Consider the following 17,688-nt stretch of genomic DNA (forward strand, 5'->3'; position numbering starts at 1 on the left):
ATGAAACAAAAGTACTTTTTAAAGGTTTTCTGCCTTTTTATTTTAACAGTATTTACAGTTAATTCTGTAAATTCTCAAACTACTGGTGATATTGCTTTCACAGCATTTAATGCAGACGGAGATACAGATTTTTCTTTAGTTAACTTAGTAGATCTTTCTCCAAATACAATAATATATATAAAAGATGGCTCTGGTTTTATAACTTGGAACACTGGAAGCAATGTTATAAAATCGGAAGTATCACAGTATTTACAGATGTTGATGCCACATTAAACCCTTTATTAGGGGTTTCGAAAGGAACTATAGAAAAAAGTGGATCTTTTAATTGGTCTGCAAGCGGTGAAGCAGTTTTTGTTTATTTAGGGACTGATAAAGATACACCAACTACTTATTTAACAGGTTTAAAAAATGGAAATTTAAGTGGAGAATTAACTGGTACTGGTTTGACTGCTGGAGTTGATTTTTTAGAATTTAATCCTGTTTCTAGTCCTGACGGAGGATTTTATAATGGTTCAAGATCTACAGAAGCATTGTATTCAAATTATTTTAATCTTATGATAGATAAAAATAATTGGACACACAACACTGGTGATGGAGAAGCTACTTTACCTATTTCTAAAGAATCTTTTACAATATTAACCACAAATTGGTTAGGTGCTATAAGTTCTTCATGGACTGACCCTTTAAATTGGGATAATGGCGTTCCTAATTCTAGTTCTTTAGTTATAATTCCGGATTTAATGCCGAATGCACCTGAAATTAGCACATCTACTAATGCAGAAGTTGGTAATTTATCAATTTCTGAAGCTGACGGATTATCTGTATTATCCGGAAGTTTAACTGTATATGGAAATGTTACAGTTAATGCAGGAAGCTCTTTGTATTTAGAATCTAAAGTTACTGCATCAAAAACTTTAGATGCTGCAACCCTAATTTTAAATGGAAGTTATACTTCTGTTGATGATAATTCTTTTTTCTATTTTACAGAAACTTTTATTGACGATACATCTGAATGGAGTTTAATCTCTTCTCCTACCGTTGGAGAATTAATAGATGGTAACACCGGAGAGGGAAATTTTGCTGTTTTTAATGCTTTGCAACAAAGTGCAACAAACTACGGAATCGCATTTTACGATAATTCTCAATCTGATTCTAATCTTCGTTGGGATTATTATTCTAAAGCTGAAGTTGATGTTGCCAATACAAGCGCAGTTCTAACAATGGAACAAGGTAAAGGATACAGCGTTTTACCAAATTCTGCTTTAAATTCTGATACTGCGAAAGGAAACTTAGGGTTTAAAGGTGATGCACCTACTTCTGATGTTTCAATTACAATTACCGACAAAACAGCCACTTCAGGAAATGCTTTTAACTTGGTAGGAAATCCTTATCCTGCGTATTTACCTTTTAATACTGCTGTAAATTCAACTAATTTATTATCAGAAAATTCGGAGTATTAGAAGAGGAAACACTTTGGATTTGGGATAAAACTACTGCTTCTTATATTACAGTTAACCAAACTACAACTGTAGGAACCGGAACAAATCAAAGACCATCTCTATACATAGCTCCGGCACAAAGTTTCTTTGTAAAATCTAGCAATACTGGTGGTGATTTTAAGTTTAAACAAGCAGATCAAAGTCATCAAACAACAGGAACATTTAATAAAATAGAAAATTTGAGACCAGAGATTAATTTAAGTATTACAAACAATGGAAAAATCTCAAATACTTCTATCTATTATTATGCTGAAAAAACAACAGGTTTTGACAACGGTTATGATAGTTCAATTTTTACAGGTGCCGGTGATTCTTTTACAATATACACTAAATTAGTATCAGAAGAAAGCAATCAAAAATTAGCAATTCAAACTTTACCAAAATCCAATTTTGATTCCATGGTTATTCCTGTTGGTGTTAATGCACCTGCTGATTCAGAAATTACATTTTCTGCAAACGGAATTAATTTACCAAAAGAACATAACATTTATTTAGAAGATAGATTAACAGGCACATTTACGCTACTAGATACTTCTTCTAATTATATTGCTACTGTTAAAACTAATAATACTGATGATCGTTTTTTTATTCATACAAAGACAAACGAAGCTCTAAATATAGAAAATGTATTAGTTAGTAATATTTCAATTTTTCAAACAAGCAATACTAACTTAAAATTAACAGGGTTTAATAATGAAAAAGTAAACATTTCAATTTTTAATATCTTAGGTAAAAATGTTTTAAAGAAAGAGCTAAACATTGTTGACACAAAAAATGTTGCACTACCAAATTTAACGAGTGGTGTATATATTGTAAAATTAGAAACACTTTCTAATAGCATTAATAAAAAGATAATTTTAGAATAATTCTTTAGAGATAAAACATTTAACCATGAAAAAAACGAAACAAAAATTACTCGTAAAGAAGCTATTAAAAAAATAGGTAATTATGGTAAATATACTGCTTTAACTGCCTTGGGAACTTACATGATTTTAAATCCTCAAAAAGCGCAAGCACAAAGTCCAGAAAAACCTGGAGTAGGATTTTAAACTGAAATTTTAAAACAATTAAAACGCTTCAATTTTATTGAGGCGTTTTTTATTGAATATCATTTAGAAATTACCTACATTTATTTTTCATGAAAAATCAATCTGAATTATTACTTAAAACCATAGAAGACAAAACAATTGTTTGGTTTAAAAATAGTAACGAATATCTAGTATTAGAGAATACAACAGCAGATATTTTAAAACGATTAAGTAAAGGAATTTCTGTGAAAGAAATAGCAACTCCATTAGCTAAAAAACTACAGGTGCCTTTGGATAAAACAATAGATTTTATTTTAGACCTTGAAAAGAAAATTTATGCCAATAAATCTATTATTAATAATACAATTGTTAACGACTATAGAGATGTTACGAAACCAACTTCTTTCGAGTTCACAAAGTATTACAAAATAAATAATGAAGTTTATAAAGTTGAATTCAACTCAGAATATGAACTGTATTTAGTTCATCCTAAATTTGCGCATTTAGAAACTACCATCTCAGATAAAATACACACTACATTTACAGTCTTTCTAAATAATAGTTTTATCTTTTTTTATGTTGACAACAACTTTATTGGTGCTTGGAACAAAAAAGAGGTTCATTATTTTCAAGGAAAATTTTCAATGGAATTAATTCAAAAAATCCATCAGAAAAAAGAAAATGAATGGATGGGTGTTTTTCACGCATCTGCTGTTTCTAACGGTAAAAAAACTATATTATTTTTAGGAGACTCAGGTAACGGTAAAAGTACTTCTTTAGCTTTATTACAAGCAAACGGGTATACTTGTTTAGCTGATGATTTTGTGCCGATCGATATAGAAAAAAATGAAGTTTTTAGTTTTCCTGCATCAATTTCAATCAAAAAAACAGCTTAAAAACACTACTCCCTTTTTATCCGGAATTAGAAAACTCTGCAGAATATCATTTTAAAAGACTAAATAAAATAGTTCGCTACTTAGAGCCAAAGAATAGTAACTTTTTAGCACATTTACCTTGTAAAGATTTAGTATTTATTAAATATGAAAAAGATAGTGATATCTCTTTTAGTAAAATTTCTAAGATTGAAGCTTTTCAGCAATTAGTGCCAGATTCTTGGCTTTCTCCAATAAAAGAAAACTCTGAATTATTTTTAGACTGGTTTTCGAACTTAAATTGTTATCAAATTACATATTCTGATAATAAAAAAATGATAAATACAGTTTCTAAAATTTTTGAGAATGAATTATAAAGAAACACTCTTTTTTGTAGCCAAATGTTTAACAATAACTTTAGAAAAAAAGAACCGAATCGAAATTGAGGATTCATTAAAAAACACTGAAATAGATTGGGATTCTGTTGTTAAAGTAAGTACGAAACATTTTGTTTTTCCTTCATTATATTGCAATCTAAAAAGAGGGAATCTATTACAATATTTACCTGAAGAATTGGTAAATTATATGGTTCATATAACCGATTTAAACAGGGAAAGAAACAAACAAATTATAAAACAAGCAAAAGAAATTAATAGTCTTTTACTTGCAAATGATATTACGCCAATTTTCTTAAAAGGAACCGGTAATTTACTAGAAGGTTTGTATGCCGACATTGCAGAAAGAATGGTTGGTGATATTGATTTTATTGTTTCAAAAAACGATTACATTAATACAATTAAACTTATTAAAGGTTTTGGTTATAATCGAGTTAGTAAAGAAAGTTATGATTTCCCACAATTTAAGCATTATGCAAGATTGCATAAAGAAAAAAGAATAGCTGCAATCGAAATACATAAAGAACTTTTAATTGAAAAATATGCAAGTGAGTTTAATTATGATAGCGTTAAAAAAACCTCTTAAAAATAAATGAAATAACAGTTTTAAGTTATGATGATCAAATTTCGCTTTCTATAATTGCGAAGCAAATAAATGATGATGGAATATATTTTAAAGACATTGCTCTAAGAAATGCATATGATGTATTTCTATTGTCAAAAAAACAACAGCAAAAGAGGCATTTAAAAACTTCAAAAATTTAAAGAACCCTTTAAATTCTTTTTTAGCTTCAACTTATATTACCTTTAATAAAGTTTCTTCCTTAGAGTATGAAAACACAGTGGAAACTGAAAAGTATTTACAAGTTTTTAATAACCAAATATCAAATAGGGTGAATACAAAACGTGTTCATAAAAACATTGGATTTTATTTATTCGTTAAAAATAGATTAAATATTATTTTAAAATCAATTGTAAATAAGGAATTTAGAAAATGGGTATTTAATAGAATACGAGATAAAAACTGGCAAAAAGAAAAGCTTAGGCAACTAAACCTTACAAAATCTAAATCAAATTCTTAACTTCATCAAAATCTAAGCCACCATAATTGCTGTAACTCATTAACACCACTGCTGTTTTTTCTAAATTCTGATTAAACAAAAACTCTTTAAAAGCTGAAGGATTTGTATAGATAATTAAATCTTCTCTTTCGAAGGCATTTGCTATTTGGGCAGAAGTTACTTCTTCTAACTGTTTAATTTTTACTGCATTTGGTGAGTAAAATACAACTGCTTCATCAGCAGCATCTAATGCTCCTTTATACTCTGACAAAAACTCAGCATTTAAACTCGAATACGTATGCAATTCTAAACATGCTAAAACTGTTCTGTTAGAATATTGCTCTTTAACAGCTTTTGTAGTTGCAGCAACTTTACTAGGACTATGAGCAAAATCTTTAAAGATTACAGAAGAATTATTTTCTGCAATTTTTTCTAAACGCTTACTTGCTCCTTTAAAACTAGCAATTGCTTCATAAAAATCATCTTCATCAACACCCATGTGTTGACAAATCCATTTTGCACCTGCTAAGTTTTGTAAATTATGATTTCCGAAAATTTCTAAAGGTAAATCTCCTTCTTCTGTTTCTAAAAAAGTAATACCGTTTTCTATAAAATGTTTCGGAGTTTCATATGGATATTTTTTTATATGATTTTCAGAAGATTCTACAACATCTTTTACGTTATCATCTTCAATATTGTATACCATACTTCCTCCATTAACCATAGAATCAGTAAAAATTTGAAACTGATCTTTATAATTTTCAAAAGTTGGAAATACATTAATATGATCCCAAGCAATACCACTTAACAATGCAATATTAGGCTTGTATAAATGAAATTTAGGACGCATATCCATAGGAGAACTTAAATATTCGTCTCCCTCTAAAACAATAAAATCATTTTCTTCTGTTAAATGCACCATTGTTTCAAATCCTTCTAATTGTGCACCAACCATATAATCTACTTGTCTTTCATGATAATTTAAAACATGTAAAATCATAGAAGTTATGGTTGTTTTACCATGAGATCCACCAATAACAACCCTTGTTTTGTTTTTAGATTGCTCATATAAAAATTCTGGATAAGAATAAATTTTTAACCCTAATTCTTGGGCTTTTAATAATTCTAAATTATCTTTTTTAGCATGCATCCCTAGAATAATAACATCTAATTCATTTGTTATTTTTTCTGAAACCAACCAAATTCTTTTGGCAATAGACCATATTTTTCTAACCTAGATTTAGACGGATCGTGAATTGTATCATCACTTCCGGAAACTTGGTATCCTTTTTGGTATAATGCTATTGCAAGATTGTGCATTGCGCTACCACCGATGGCAATAAAATGAATATTCATTTAACAAAATTTTAAAAAGTAAAAGTACAAAAGCTCTTTACATTATTAATTATATTTATCACGAAACTAATCGAAAAGTTACTTTTACTTGCAAAAAGTACCACTTTAGTAAAATACGTTTTAGTTTCAGTAAAATTTACACTTATTTTAGGTGCAAACAATTTAACTATGAAAAAAATTATAACAACTTTATTTTCAATATTTTTGATTTCTACGACCGTTAATTCTCAAGATAATTTTAACGAATTATGGTTAAATGTCGAAAAATTTGAGTTGGATGATTTACCTAAATCAGCCTTAAAAATTGTCGACAAAATATATAACAAAGCTGCAAAAGAAAATAATTCACCGCAATTAATTAAATCGCTGTTTTACAAAAGTAAATTTTCTCTTACTTTAGAAGAAAACGCACAGTTAAAGGTTATAAATCAATTTAAAACACAAATTGCACATCAAACATTTCCTACAAAAAACATTCTAGAAAATATTTTAGGGAATTTATATTGGCAATATTTTAAACAAAATAGATATAAATTTTACAATAGAACTGCTACTAAAGAAAAAACCAATTTAAAAGACTTTAGAACTTGGGATTTAGCTACAATTTTTAAAGAAATACAATTTCATTTTGATAATTCTTTACAAAATGATAAGCAACTTTTAGAAATAAAAATCACAGATTATAATGATATCTTAAATATAGATGATGAAACTATTCAATTTAAACCATCTCTATTCGATTTTTTAGCGAATTCTGCACTAAAATTTTATAATACAAGCGAAAATTCAATTCATAAACCTTCATATAAATTCGAAATAAACAATCCAGATTTCATTAAAAATTCACAGACTTTCTCTTCTTTAGAAATCAAATCAAAAGATAGTATTTCAAATCAATTTCATGCTTTAAAATTGTATCAAAAATTGATACAATTACATTCAGAAAAAAATCAAAAAAATGCACTAGCGCATATTGATATCGAAAGATTAAAATTTGTAGAGAGCAACGGAACTTTTAAAAACAGTAAAGCTGAACTTTTAAAAACACTTCAAACTAGTAAACAAAATAATAGTTTACACGAATCTAGTGGTTTATATGCTTTTGAAATAGCACAGTTTTTTAATGAAAAGGCATTGCATTATAAGGATACTCTAAAAAAAGAAAATCAATTTAAAAACAAAGAAGCTTTAGAGTTGTGTAACCAAACTATTTTAAAGTTTCGAAAAGTTTAGCTGCAAAAAAATGCAAAGTATTAAAAGCAAATATTTTAAACTCATCTTTAAGCATAACTTCCGAAGAATTTATTCCAATTCAGTCTAATTCTAGATTTTTAGTATTATACAAAAACCTAAATAAACTTTACTTTTCGGCTTACAAGGTCTCTGAAAGTGAATTGAGCTCATTTAATGATATTTATGACATCCAAAAGAAAAAAACTTTCTTTCAAAACTATCAAAAGTAAAAACGTGGATAAGTAATTTAAAAAATGAATCTGACTTTTTACAACACACCACAGAAACTATTGTTCCTAAGTTTGATGGTGGTAAATATTTAATTATTGCATCAGAAAAAAGAGACATAGAAACCAATTTTATTCACGCTTCTACTGTAATACAAGTTACTGATTTAACTCTGGTAAGTAATACTTTTAATAACTCTTATAATTATCAAGTTTTAGATCGAAATACAGGAAAACCTATTGAAAATGCTAAAATAAATTTACAAAACACTAGACGTAATTACGGTTCATATATCAACAAAACCTTAGTTACAGATAAACAAGGATTTGCAACTTTTAAAAGCAATAGCAGATATAATAACGTTCAAATTAAAGTTCAAACCAAAGATGATGCTGCAACTTTTGGTTCTTCATATTTATACAATAGAGCAAATAATAATGCAAACAATAAGAATGATTATATTGACATTAAGGCTTTTATTTTTACGGATAGAAGTATTTACAGACCCGGACAAATTGTTTATTTTAAAACTATTTTAACTCAGAATGAAAATGAAATTTCAAAGGTTGTAAATAATAAAACTGTAGAAATTAGTTTAAAAGATGTAAATAACCAAATTGTAAAAACTCAAACTTTAGAATTAAATGATTTTGGCAGTGTTGCTGGTGAATTTCTATTGCCAAATAACGGTTTAACAGGTAATTATAAAATTCATGTTAAGGCAAATTCAATCATCACTAAAAACGTACGTTTTAATGGCGCATTCACAAATATTGCAGTAGAAGAATACAAAAGACCAAAATTTAAAACTGAGTTTAAGCCAATAACAGAAAGTTTTAAAATTAATGATTCGATTGTAGTTAATGGTTTTGCAAAAGCTTTTTCGGCGCAAATATTACCGATGCAAATGTTGTTTATAGAGTACTAAGAAAAACACAATTTCCGTCTTGGTATTCTTGGAGAAGGCCTTACTACAGCTCAGAATCACAAGAAATCTCTAACGGAGAAGTTGTTACAGATAGTTACGGAAATTTCTCTATCAAATTTAAAGCAATACCGAGATAAAAGTACTTATGAAGAAAATTTACCAATTTTTACGTATCAAATTACTGCAGACGTAACTGATATTAATGGAGAAACTAGAAGTGCCACAACCACTGTAAAAGTTGGTTACCATAGTTTATTGGCTTCTATTTCTATGGATAGTAATATTGATAAGAATCAGCAGAAAACAATAATTAATATTGAAACCAATAACTTAAACAATCAGTTTACTGCTGCTCAAGGAACTTTAAAAATATACAAATTACAAGCACCAAAAGCTCCTTTAAGAAATAGACCTTGGCAAGAACCAGATTATCAGCAAATTTCTAAAGAAGAATTTAAAAGATTGTTCCCGAATGATCCTTACTCAAATAAAGAAGATGATGTTGCCAATTGGCAAAAAGGAGCATTAACTTTTTCTAAAAAATTTAACACTAAAAATTCTAAAAAAATAAAAATATCAAATCTTAAAAAATGGGAATCCGGTAAATACATTGCTCTATTAGAAACCAAAGATAAGTTTGGTAAAAAAGTAAAAGATGAAGTTAACTTTTCGGTGTTTTCGACATCAGAAAAACAAGTTGCAGACAATAAGTTGTTTGTAATTAATACCGATAAAAACTCGTATAAAGAAGGTGAAACAGTAAACTTAAAAATTGGTTCTGCTTCTAAAGACATCACAATTATTGTGCAAATAGAAAAAAATTACAAAATTGTAGATACGAGACTAATCCATCTAAAAAACACTACTAAAACGGTTAAAATCCCTGTAAATAAAGAAGACATTGGTGGTTTTGCTATTAAATATCATTTTGTAAACTTTAATTACTTTAAAAGCGGAAGTATTCTTGTAAATGTTTTAGATAAACCTAAAAGTAATATTGAAATTGAAACAAATGTTTTTAGAGATAAACTAAGACCCGGACAAGAAGAAACATGGAGTTTTACCATCAAAAATGATAAAAACGATAAAGTTGCTGCAGAATTATTAGCCTCTATGTACGATGCTTCTTTAGACGAATTTAAAACACACAATTGGTATTTTTATCCAGTAAAAGCTACTAAAAAATATTACTCGTATAAATCTAGTAATGCAAACTTAAGCTTTGGTGTAAATAATTTTAACGTAACAAATAATAGAAACAGGTATTTAAATTTTCCGACTATAAAGAACATTACCTATAACTGGTTTGGGTTTAGTTTGAATAATAATTCTTGGCTAAACAACAGTTATCTAAGAACAATTAGACAAAAGCTAAATTCAAAAAAGATTAAAATAACAAAGTCTCGGCTCGTTTAATGGTACAATTTACTGGTTTTATTACTGATGAAAATAACGAACCTTTACCAGGAGTTTCAATTCTTAATAAAAATAAAACAAAAGGCGTAAACACAGGTTTTGAAGGTAACTTTACAATTGATGTTAAAAAAAATGATATCATATCTATCAGATATATTGGTTATCAAAGTGTAGAGGTTAAAGTAGAAGATTTTTCTAGATTAAATGTTCAGTTAATTCCAGATTTAGCATTATTAGATGAAATAGTTGTTACAGGTTATGGTACTCAAAAAGAAAAGCATCCGATAGAACAGGTTCGATAAGCGTACCACAAGAAGAAGCCGAAATAACAACTGTTTTAAGCGGAAAAGCCGCAGGAATAAATATTGCTGATGATAATAAAACAATAAGAATTAGAGGAAATTCTTCTTTAAACTCGAATGAAAAACCATTAATTGTAATTGACGGTAAGATCAGTACTTTAGATGTTTTAGAGTCATTAAAAACTGAAAACATCAGTAGTTATCAAGTTTTAAAAGATTCTGAAGCAGTTGCTTTGTATGGCTCGAAAGGAAATAATGGTGTTATAATTATAACTACAAATGCTGTTGCAGATTTATCTCAAATTAAAGCGCGTAAGAATTTTAAAGAAACTGCATTTTTTTATCCACAGTTAAAAACTGATAAAGAGGGAAAAGTAAGTTTTACCTTTACAATGCCAGAAGCATTAACTCGATGGAAATTGCAATTGTTAGCACATACAAAAGACTTAAAATATGCTGTAAAAAGTATGCAAACTGTTACTCAAAAAGAAGTAATGGTAATACCAAATGCACCAAGATTTTTAAGACAAAAGGACACAATTACTTTAAGTGCTAAAATTACCAACCTAACAAATAATACCTTAAACGGAATTGCACAACTTGAGCTATCAGATGCTATTACCAATAAAAAAATAGATGTTTTAATGCAAAACATTGGTGCAAATAAAAACTTTACAGTTGCTAAAGATGGTAACACAAATGTTTCTTGGAAAATTTTTATTCCGGAAACTGTACAGGCGGTTCAGTATAAAATTGTAGCGAAAGCCGGTTCTTTTTCAGACGGAGAACTACAAGTATTGCCAGTTTTATCTAACAGAAAACTGGTTACAGAAACATTACCAATTTGGGTAAATTCTAATGAAAACAAAACGTTTACCTTAAAGAAATTAAGAGAAAATAATTCTACAACTTTAAAAAATCATAAATTAACATTAGAAGTAACCTCTAACCCAGTTTGGTATGCAATTCAATCTCTGCCATATTTAATGGAATATCCGTATGAATGTTCAGAACAAACTTTCTCTAGATTTTATGCAAATACTTTGGCTAGTTTTATTGCGATTTCAAATCCTAGAATTCAAGAAGTGTTTAATCTATGGAAATCTTCTGATGCGTTGCTTAGCAATTTAGAGAAGAATGAAGAATTAAAATCATTAATTATTCAAGAAACACCTTGGTTAAGAGATGCACAATCTGAGTCTGAACAGAAAAAAAGGATTGCATTGTTATTCGATTTGAATAAAATGAAAAACGAGCAAGAAAGAGCCATTGCAAAACTTAAAGATATGCAAAAGAGTTACGGTGGTTTTCCTTGGTTTAAAGGCGGAGAATATGAGAATAATTACATTACACTTCATATTGCAACTGGTTTTGGTCATTTAGAAAAACTAGGTGTAGCTCAGTTTAACACAGACACAAAAAAAATGATTAACGCTGCTGTTAATTATTTAGATAGCCAAATTGTAAAGAAACACAAAACACTTTTAGAAAATGCCGATAAATTGAAGAGAAAATCTAAAAATAAATCTGCCGGTGAAAAAGTATATAAAAATTATTTAGAAAAAAATCATTTAGATTATACAACAATTCAGTATTTGTACATGCGAAGTTTTTATCAAAATTTAGCTAAAAATACATCTTTAAAAGTAGCTGTTAATTACTATCAAGAACAATCAAAAAAATATTGGACAGAGTTTAATTTATATGCAAAAGGGCAAATTGCATTAAATCTATTTATAACAAATGAAAAAACATCAGCAATTAAAATTTTAAATTCATTAAAAGAAAATGCTATTACTTCAGATGAATTAGGTATGTATTGGAAATCTAATAATAGCGGTTATTATTTTTATCAAGCACCTGTTGAAACACAAGCTTTAATGGTAGAAGTTTTTTCCGAATTAGAAAATAACACCAAAACAATTGACAAATTAAAAGTTTGGCTGTTAAAAAATAAGCAAACCAATAGCTGGAAAACAACCAAAGCAACATCCGAAGCAATTTACGCTTTACTTTTAAACGGAAACGATTGGGCTTACAATAACGAAGAGTTAGTTACTATTAAAATTGGTGAACATAAAATTGAACCAACAAAGTTAGAGAACGCAAAAATAGAAGCTGGTACAGGTTATTTTAAAACTTCTTGGTCTCAGTAAAGAAATTACAAAAGAAATGGGTACTGTAACTATTAGTAAAAAGAATAAAGGTATTGCTTGGGCTGGTTTATATTGGCAATATTTTGAAGACTTAGATAAAATTAGTGCAGCAAACACTCCTCTTAAGTTGTCTAAGAAATTATTTTTGAAAGTGAATTCTGACACCGGAAAAGAGTTAATTGAAATTACAGATAATAGTCAATTAAAAGTTGGTGATTTAATTACTGTTAGAATAGAATTATCTTCTGATAGAAATATGGAATTTATTCACATGAAAGATATGAGAGCTGCTGGTTTAGAGCCAATAAATGTAATTTCTAGTTACAAATATCAAGATAATTTAAGTTATTATGAAAGCACTAAAGATGCGGCCACAAACTTCTTTTTTGATTATTTACCTAAAGGGGTTTTTGTTTTTGAATATGACTTAAGAGTTAACAATGCTGGTAGTTTTAGTAACGGAATTACAACCATAGAAAGCATGTATGCACCAGAAGTTTACTAGCCATTCTAAAGGTGTAAGATTAACTGTAAAATAAAGTTTATTTGGTGTAATTTTTAATGCATATGAGTTAATTTTAAAAGTAGTTTACAACTAATTTTGCTATTAAATAAACATAAACAATCATGAAAAAAACATTTTTAATTATAGGTCTTTTAGTAGCAGGAGCTTTTTCTGCAAATGCACAAAGTATTTCTAAAAACGCAATTGGTTTGCGTTTAGGTGATAATGATGGTTTTGGAGGAGAAATTTCTTACCAAAGAGCATTAAACAATAACAATAGATTAGAAATAGATTTAGGATTAAGAGATAATTCTAATTACGATGGTTTTAAAGCTACAGGTATTTATCAGTGGGTTTGGAACATCGAAAATAACTTTAACTGGTACGCTGGTGTTGGTGGTGGATTAGCAAATTACAATGGTAACGGAAATGATAATTTTTCTGAAACTTTTATTTTTGCTGCTGGTGATATTGGTATTGAATACAACTTCGATTCTGCACCAATTTTACTTTCTTTAGATTTAAGACCAGAGTTTGGTTTTGGTGATAATTTTAATGATTACGATAATGATATCGCATTTAGTATTAGATATCAATTCTAGAAACTAGAAACACATAAAAAAATCCTCTAAATTAATTTTTAGAGGATTTTTTATTTTTTTAATTTGAAAATTCTGAACTCAATTCATTAATTTTTTGGTGGATATTTTTGTAAAATTTTAGAAATAACCTCCTTTAAATGAGCCTCTCTTTGTTCGAGGTTCTGTTTTTTGAAATCTTACTTTCTAAAGAACCTTCCCAAACTAAATCATTGGTCTCTGCATCAATAAATTTTATAATTAATTTCTCATTTATTTTATGATTCCCAATTGGTATTCCACCTGAAACACCCACATTTCTATTTCCTAATCCTATAGAAATCGACTTATTATTTCTTACAGTAGCTGTTTGTGTATCAAAATAAATAAAAAAGTCTGGTAATTTATCTTGTTCTAAAAAATTGTCTTTTAATACTAACGTAATGTAATTTGTAATTCTTGTTATGTCAAAATCATTTAAATTATCTCCGTTATCTTCATAAAAATTGAATGTTTTATATTTAGAGTACCTTGTATTCGAATCATAATCTGACACTACTTTCGAACTAGAACATCCAAAAATTAAGAACAATAAAATAAACTTAACAACTTTCATTTTGCAATTTATTTAATAATTACTCTTGTTGGTGTATCTGTACCGTTTATAATACTTTCTGTACCTTTTGCAACTGCCTGAATTGTTTGTGTTATAACAGTCATGTTTAAAGTTTCAGCCTCATCAGTTAATTTATGATAATCTGGATCTACATCTATTGGTGTTGTTGAAAACGTATGCGATGGCACACCTAATCTTGCCAATGAAGCGTTGTCTGATCTAAAAAATAAATTAAATTTTTTATAAGGATCTCGAAATAACTGATAACCTGTACCTTCTAAATTCTTCTGAATAATCTTTCCAAAATCAGAACGATCAAAACCAGTTAACCAAGCTGTATTTGGGCCAAAACTTGGTGTTTTACCAATCATTTCTAAATTAATTCCTGCAACAAATTTATCTGCATCTATACCTTTACCAAAATGTGTAGAACCAATTAAGCCCATTTCTTCTGCAGTAAATGATGCAAAAACAATTGTTCTTTCATTCCCGATTTCTTTAAAATATTTTGCCAAAACTAATAATCCTGTAACACCGGAAGCATCATCATTTGCGCCATTGTATATTAAGTCTCCTTCTCCACTCTCTTTCATTCCTAAATGATCGTAATGCGCAGAAATAATTACATATTCATCTTTTTTGCTTTTCCCTTCTAAAACGCCAATAATATTGCTAGAAGTAATGTCTTCTTTCGTTCTTCTATTTTTAAAAGTAAACGTTTGTCTATAATCTTTTAAACCGTTAAACGTGGTAAGTCCTATTTTATTGTATTCATTTTCTATATAAACCGCAGCTTTTTCGATACCTGGTGTTCCAGATTTTCTACCTTCCATATCATCTGCAGCTAAAGTGTATAAATGTTTTCTAACCAAATTAGAATCTATAAAAAAGTTTTTTCTGGTTTTACAAGTTTTCCGGAAATACCATCGGCTCCTTTTTTTCCATTTAGACTTGGTTCTCCGGCTGTTCCTGCTTTTCCATCTTTTCCTTTTGTAACAATAGCACAACTAAGCATTAAGCTCATGGCTAAAAAAGCGCAAATAATTTTTCTCATATAATATCTATTTAGAGGCTAAATATAACTATTTTAAATTGAAGGTTCTCTTATAAAATTCGATTATAACTCTATAAATAAGCGTTAAAATTTTATGTATTTTTGTTGAAAATTTTACAAATGATTTTATCTGAAATTCCGAATATAAAAAACACAGATGCAAATAACTTTTTCTTATTAGCAGGACCTTGTGCTATAGAAAGTGAAGAAATGGCATTAAGAATTGCTGAAAAAGTAGTTAATATTACAGACAAATTAGAGATTCCTTACATATTTAAAGGAAGTTTTAAAAAAGCAAATAGAAGTAGAATTGATAGTTTTACAGGAATTGGAGATGAAAAAGCATTAAAAATTTTACGTAAAGTTTCAGAGACATTTAATGTACCTACAGTTACAGATATTCATGAAGTTTCTGATGCAGAAAAAGCAGCAGCATACGTAGACGTTTTACAAATTCCTGCTTTTTTAGTACGTCAAACAGATTTAGTAGTTGCAGCTGCAAAAACAGGTAAAGTTGTAAACTTAAAAAAAGGACAGTTTATGAGTCCTGGTGCCATGAAGCACGCTGTTCAAAAAGTAAAAGATGCGGGTTCTAATAAGGCTTGGGTAACAGATAGAGGAACAATGTTCGGTTACCAAGACATGATTGTAGATTTTAGAGGAATTCCGAAATGAGAGAGTTTGCTCCAACAATTTTAGATGTTACACACTCTTTACAGCAACCTAATCAAACTGCTGGTGTTACAGGCGGAAGACCAGAAATGATTGAAACTATTGCTAGAGCCGGAATTGTAAACAACGTTGACGGTTTATTTATTGAAACTCATTTTGATCCTAAAAACGCAAAATCTGACGGTGCAAATATGCTACATTTAGATAATTTAGAAAGTTTATTAAGTAATTTAGTAGCCATCAGAAAAACAATAAATAACTTGTAAAATATAAGTTATTAGTACTTATTTCAACCATTCAGATTTTAATTTGAATGGTTTTTTTATGAATCAAATATAAAGGCACAATAATTGTTTAGCTTAATTGTTAACACATATTATATGAAACAATTTATTTTTTTCTTTTTAATAATTTCTTACTCAACTTTTTCTCAGAGCTTTGATAAAGTTGATAGTATCGTTTTAGAATATCCTAAATTCTCTAAAATTGAAAATTTAGCTTCTAAAATAGATGCTGATTTCTCTTCGGATGAGGAAAAGGTTAGAGCTGCATTTTTTTGGTTGGCAAAAAATATAAGATACGACTTAAAGCAGTATTACAATCCTACAGGAAGAAGTTTTAAATTTAGTTACAAAAATGAACTTGAAAAAGAACAAAAAATAGAAGCTGCTAAAAATAAAATAATAAGTAATACTTTTAAAAGTAAAAAAGGTTTGTGTGAAGAATATGCACAATCTTTTAAGAAAATATGTACTTTATTAAATATAGAAGCTGCAGTAATAAAAGGATATACAAGAAATTCTGCAGATGATATTGGTAAAGTAGTTTCTGAAACAAACCATGCTTGGAACGCAGTAAAACTTAATAATAAATGGATCATTTTAGACGCTACTTGGGTTGCAGGATATTTAATGAATGGAAAATGGACACGTAAATTTAACTCTTATTTTTACGACATACCTAAAGAGAAAATTTTTAAAACACATTTACCCGAAGACAGCATGTGGATTTTAAGATTTGGCAGAATTACAAAAAGTGAGTTTTATAATCAACCAATTTACGGACAAGAATTTTTAGATTCTGCTATTGAATTATTATCTCCAAAGAGCGGATTTATCAGTATAAAAAAAGGTAAAAATATTGTTTTAAAATTTAAGAATTTATCAGAAAAAGCTTCTTTGTTGTATCACTTTAAAAATTATAAATATGCAAAGAGGCCAATTTTAAAATCAGAAAATAATATCACAACTTTAACAATTTTAAATCCGTTAAGAAACTCTGAATTATATTTATTTTTAAATAATAAAACTGCACTTCAATTTAAAGTTTTATAGCTTAGTTTCTCTTATAAAAACCTTTGTCTTTAAGTGAATGTGCTTCTTTTAAAACAGACAGCAGAATTTCTTCATTTATATCTTCAATTTTAAAATATCTAAGAGATTTAACCACTTTTCTATTCTCTGAAATTAAATGTTCATTGTATTTTGTTAAATGTGCAGAAACCCAAAAAGCGATATCAACATATCCTTTCTTTTTAGATGGATTTAAATAACAAAAAGGTTTTTCATTTAAATAATAAAAAGGAATTTTCCATTTAAATTGTAAATCAACTTCAGAAAAAGTAGCTTCTATTAATATTTGCAAGTGTAGTAAAATAGACTTAAAAGGTTCGGTTGATTTAATATATATTCTTCCGCTGGTTTCATAAATAAAGATAAACAATACGCCTCTTTTTGTATCTTTACGAAAGTTATAAAATTTACAAGAAAAACCATGCAATTGCAAGATA

At 28.2% G+C, this 17,688-nt stretch carries 18 protein-coding genes and 3 pseudogenes; 16 read left to right on the top strand and 5 right to left on the bottom strand.

The window, feature by feature from the left end:
- From ACZ1HD_RS12130 to ACZ1HD_RS12155, 6 genes are all read left to right on the top strand, one after another.
- Entirely contained in the window at positions 1 to 273 is a 273-nt protein-coding gene (locus ACZ1HD_RS12130; RefSeq protein WP_472687557.1) for a hypothetical protein, read from the top strand.
- Positions 204 to 1,460 carry a hypothetical protein gene (locus tag ACZ1HD_RS12135; protein WP_472687558.1) on the top strand — a complete coding sequence of 419 codons (1,257 nt, stop codon included), beginning with the start codon at positions 204 to 206 and terminating at the stop codon, positions 1,458 to 1,460. The genes ACZ1HD_RS12130 and ACZ1HD_RS12135 overlap by 70 nt, the downstream gene beginning before the upstream one ends.
- Before the next feature lie 218 nt (positions 1,461 to 1,678).
- The gene (locus tag ACZ1HD_RS12140; RefSeq protein ID WP_472687559.1) at positions 1,679 to 2,365 is read left to right on the top strand and encodes a T9SS type A sorting domain-containing protein; all 687 of its coding nucleotides are present in this window, start codon (positions 1,679 to 1,681) and stop codon (positions 2,363 to 2,365) included.
- A gap of 272 nt (positions 2,366 to 2,637) precedes the next feature.
- Positions 2,638 to 3,423, top strand: a complete 786-nt coding sequence (locus tag ACZ1HD_RS12145) for a hypothetical protein (RefSeq protein ID WP_472687560.1) — start codon at positions 2,638 to 2,640, stop codon at positions 3,421 to 3,423.
- Between the two features lie 206 nt (positions 3,424 to 3,629).
- Positions 3,630 to 3,776 carry a hypothetical protein gene (locus ACZ1HD_RS12150; RefSeq protein ID WP_472687561.1) on the top strand — a complete coding sequence of 49 codons (147 nt, stop codon included), beginning with the start codon at positions 3,630 to 3,632 and terminating at the stop codon, positions 3,774 to 3,776.
- Positions 3,766 to 4,380 carry a nucleotidyltransferase family protein gene (locus tag ACZ1HD_RS12155; protein ID WP_472687562.1) on the top strand — a complete coding sequence of 205 codons (615 nt, stop codon included), beginning with the start codon at positions 3,766 to 3,768 and terminating at the stop codon, positions 4,378 to 4,380. Before ACZ1HD_RS12150 ends, ACZ1HD_RS12155 begins: the two co-directional genes overlap by 11 nt.
- Before the next feature lie 479 nt (positions 4,381 to 4,859).
- Here the strand turns inward: ACZ1HD_RS12155 and ACZ1HD_RS12160 are convergent.
- Positions 4,860 to 6,211, bottom strand: a pseudogene (locus ACZ1HD_RS12160) (UDP-N-acetylmuramate--L-alanine ligase).
- Between the two features lie 168 nt (positions 6,212 to 6,379).
- Here ACZ1HD_RS12160 and ACZ1HD_RS12165 point away from each other — a divergent pair.
- The 8 genes and pseudogenes from ACZ1HD_RS12165 (at position 6,380) to ACZ1HD_RS12200 (ending at position 13,581) form a co-directional block, all read left to right on the top strand.
- Positions 6,380 to 7,444, top strand: a complete 1,065-nt coding sequence (locus ACZ1HD_RS12165; RefSeq protein ID WP_472687563.1) for a hypothetical protein — start codon at positions 6,380 to 6,382, stop codon at positions 7,442 to 7,444.
- A gap of 742 nt (positions 7,445 to 8,186) precedes the next feature.
- Positions 8,187 to 8,342, top strand: a pseudogene (locus ACZ1HD_RS12170) (hypothetical protein); the annotation flags it as partial.
- Between the two features lie 6 nt (positions 8,343 to 8,348).
- Positions 8,349 to 8,600: a hypothetical protein gene (locus ACZ1HD_RS12175; protein ID WP_472687564.1), complete on the top strand. Its 252-nt coding sequence runs from the start codon at positions 8,349 to 8,351 to the stop codon at positions 8,598 to 8,600.
- 81 nt (positions 8,601 to 8,681) lie between these two features.
- Positions 8,682 to 10,016, top strand: a complete 1,335-nt coding sequence (locus ACZ1HD_RS12180; RefSeq protein ID WP_472687565.1) for a hypothetical protein — start codon at positions 8,682 to 8,684, stop codon at positions 10,014 to 10,016.
- Complete coding sequence (locus tag ACZ1HD_RS12185) at positions 10,016 to 10,318, top strand: carboxypeptidase-like regulatory domain-containing protein (RefSeq protein ID WP_472687566.1); 303 nt, start codon at positions 10,016 to 10,018, stop codon at positions 10,316 to 10,318. The genes ACZ1HD_RS12180 and ACZ1HD_RS12185 overlap by 1 nt, the downstream gene beginning before the upstream one ends.
- A gap of 233 nt (positions 10,319 to 10,551) precedes the next feature.
- Positions 10,552 to 12,474 carry an alpha-2-macroglobulin family protein gene (locus tag ACZ1HD_RS12190; RefSeq protein WP_472687567.1) on the top strand — a complete coding sequence of 641 codons (1,923 nt, stop codon included), beginning with the start codon at positions 10,552 to 10,554 and terminating at the stop codon, positions 12,472 to 12,474.
- Between the two features lie 16 nt (positions 12,475 to 12,490).
- Positions 12,491 to 12,979: an alpha-2-macroglobulin family protein gene (locus ACZ1HD_RS12195; protein WP_472687568.1), complete on the top strand. Its 489-nt coding sequence runs from the start codon at positions 12,491 to 12,493 to the stop codon at positions 12,977 to 12,979.
- Between the two features lie 122 nt (positions 12,980 to 13,101).
- Positions 13,102 to 13,581: a hypothetical protein gene (locus tag ACZ1HD_RS12200; RefSeq protein ID WP_077809861.1), complete on the top strand. Its 480-nt coding sequence runs from the start codon at positions 13,102 to 13,104 to the stop codon at positions 13,579 to 13,581.
- 133 nt (positions 13,582 to 13,714) lie between these two features.
- Here the strand turns inward: ACZ1HD_RS12200 and ACZ1HD_RS12205 are convergent, their stop codons facing one another.
- From ACZ1HD_RS12205 to ACZ1HD_RS12215, 3 genes are read right to left on the bottom strand one after another with little or no spacing between them, the layout of a single operon-like run.
- The gene (locus ACZ1HD_RS12205; RefSeq protein WP_472687569.1) at positions 13,715 to 14,173 is read right to left on the bottom strand and encodes a DUF4136 domain-containing protein; all 459 of its coding nucleotides are present in this window, start codon (positions 14,171 to 14,173) and stop codon (positions 13,715 to 13,717) included.
- Positions 14,174 to 14,181: 8 nt separating this feature from the next.
- On the bottom strand, positions 14,182 to 15,045 hold the full coding sequence (locus ACZ1HD_RS12210) for a M28 family peptidase (protein WP_472687570.1): 864 nt from the start codon (positions 15,043 to 15,045) through the stop codon (positions 14,182 to 14,184).
- Positions 15,046 to 15,053: 8 nt separating this feature from the next.
- Positions 15,054 to 15,227, bottom strand: a complete 174-nt coding sequence (locus tag ACZ1HD_RS12215; protein ID WP_472687571.1) for a hypothetical protein — start codon at positions 15,225 to 15,227, stop codon at positions 15,054 to 15,056.
- Between the two features lie 120 nt (positions 15,228 to 15,347).
- Between ACZ1HD_RS12215 and kdsA the strand changes: the two are divergent.
- Both kdsA and ACZ1HD_RS12225 read left to right on the top strand, forming a co-directional pair.
- Positions 15,348 to 16,165: pseudogene (gene kdsA / locus ACZ1HD_RS12220) on the top strand (3-deoxy-8-phosphooctulonate synthase).
- Between the two features lie 114 nt (positions 16,166 to 16,279).
- Positions 16,280 to 17,233 carry a transglutaminase domain-containing protein gene (locus ACZ1HD_RS12225; RefSeq protein WP_472687572.1) on the top strand — a complete coding sequence of 318 codons (954 nt, stop codon included), beginning with the start codon at positions 16,280 to 16,282 and terminating at the stop codon, positions 17,231 to 17,233.
- A gap of 1 nt (position 17,234) precedes the next feature.
- Here ACZ1HD_RS12225 and ACZ1HD_RS12230 read toward each other — a convergent pair whose 3' ends face one another.
- Complete coding sequence (locus ACZ1HD_RS12230) at positions 17,235 to 17,543, bottom strand: DUF1801 domain-containing protein (protein ID WP_472687573.1); 309 nt, start codon at positions 17,541 to 17,543, stop codon at positions 17,235 to 17,237.
- Positions 17,544 to 17,688: the final 145 nt, after the last annotated feature.

The organism is Polaribacter sp. HA6-7 (assembly GCF_055693625.1).

What these genes read in the sequence shown, in the direction of transcription:
- ACZ1HD_RS12130 (WP_472687557.1), top strand. Translation starts at nt 1, where the DNA reads ATGAAACAAAAGTACTTTTTAAAGGTTTTCTGCCTTTTTATTTTAACA.
- ACZ1HD_RS12145 (WP_472687560.1), top strand. Translation starts at nt 2,638, where the DNA reads ATGAAAAATCAATCTGAATTATTACTTAAAACCATAGAAGACAAAACA.
- ACZ1HD_RS12155 (WP_472687562.1), top strand. Translation starts at nt 3,766, where the DNA reads ATGAATTATAAAGAAACACTCTTTTTTGTAGCCAAATGTTTAACAATA.
- ACZ1HD_RS12165 (WP_472687563.1), top strand. Translation starts at nt 6,380, where the DNA reads ATGAAAAAAATTATAACAACTTTATTTTCAATATTTTTGATTTCTACG.
- ACZ1HD_RS12185 (WP_472687566.1), top strand. Translation starts at nt 10,016, where the DNA reads ATGGTACAATTTACTGGTTTTATTACTGATGAAAATAACGAACCTTTA.
- ACZ1HD_RS12195 (WP_472687568.1), top strand. Translation starts at nt 12,491, where the DNA reads ATGGGTACTGTAACTATTAGTAAAAAGAATAAAGGTATTGCTTGGGCT.
- ACZ1HD_RS12200 (WP_077809861.1), top strand. Translation starts at nt 13,102, where the DNA reads ATGAAAAAAACATTTTTAATTATAGGTCTTTTAGTAGCAGGAGCTTTT.
- ACZ1HD_RS12205 (WP_472687569.1), bottom strand. Translation starts at nt 14,173, where the DNA reads ATGAAAGTTGTTAAGTTTATTTTATTGTTCTTAATTTTTGGATGTTCT.
- ACZ1HD_RS12215 (WP_472687571.1), bottom strand. Translation starts at nt 15,227, where the DNA reads ATGAGAAAAATTATTTGCGCTTTTTTAGCCATGAGCTTAATGCTTAGT.
- ACZ1HD_RS12225 (WP_472687572.1), top strand. Translation starts at nt 16,280, where the DNA reads ATGAAACAATTTATTTTTTTCTTTTTAATAATTTCTTACTCAACTTTT.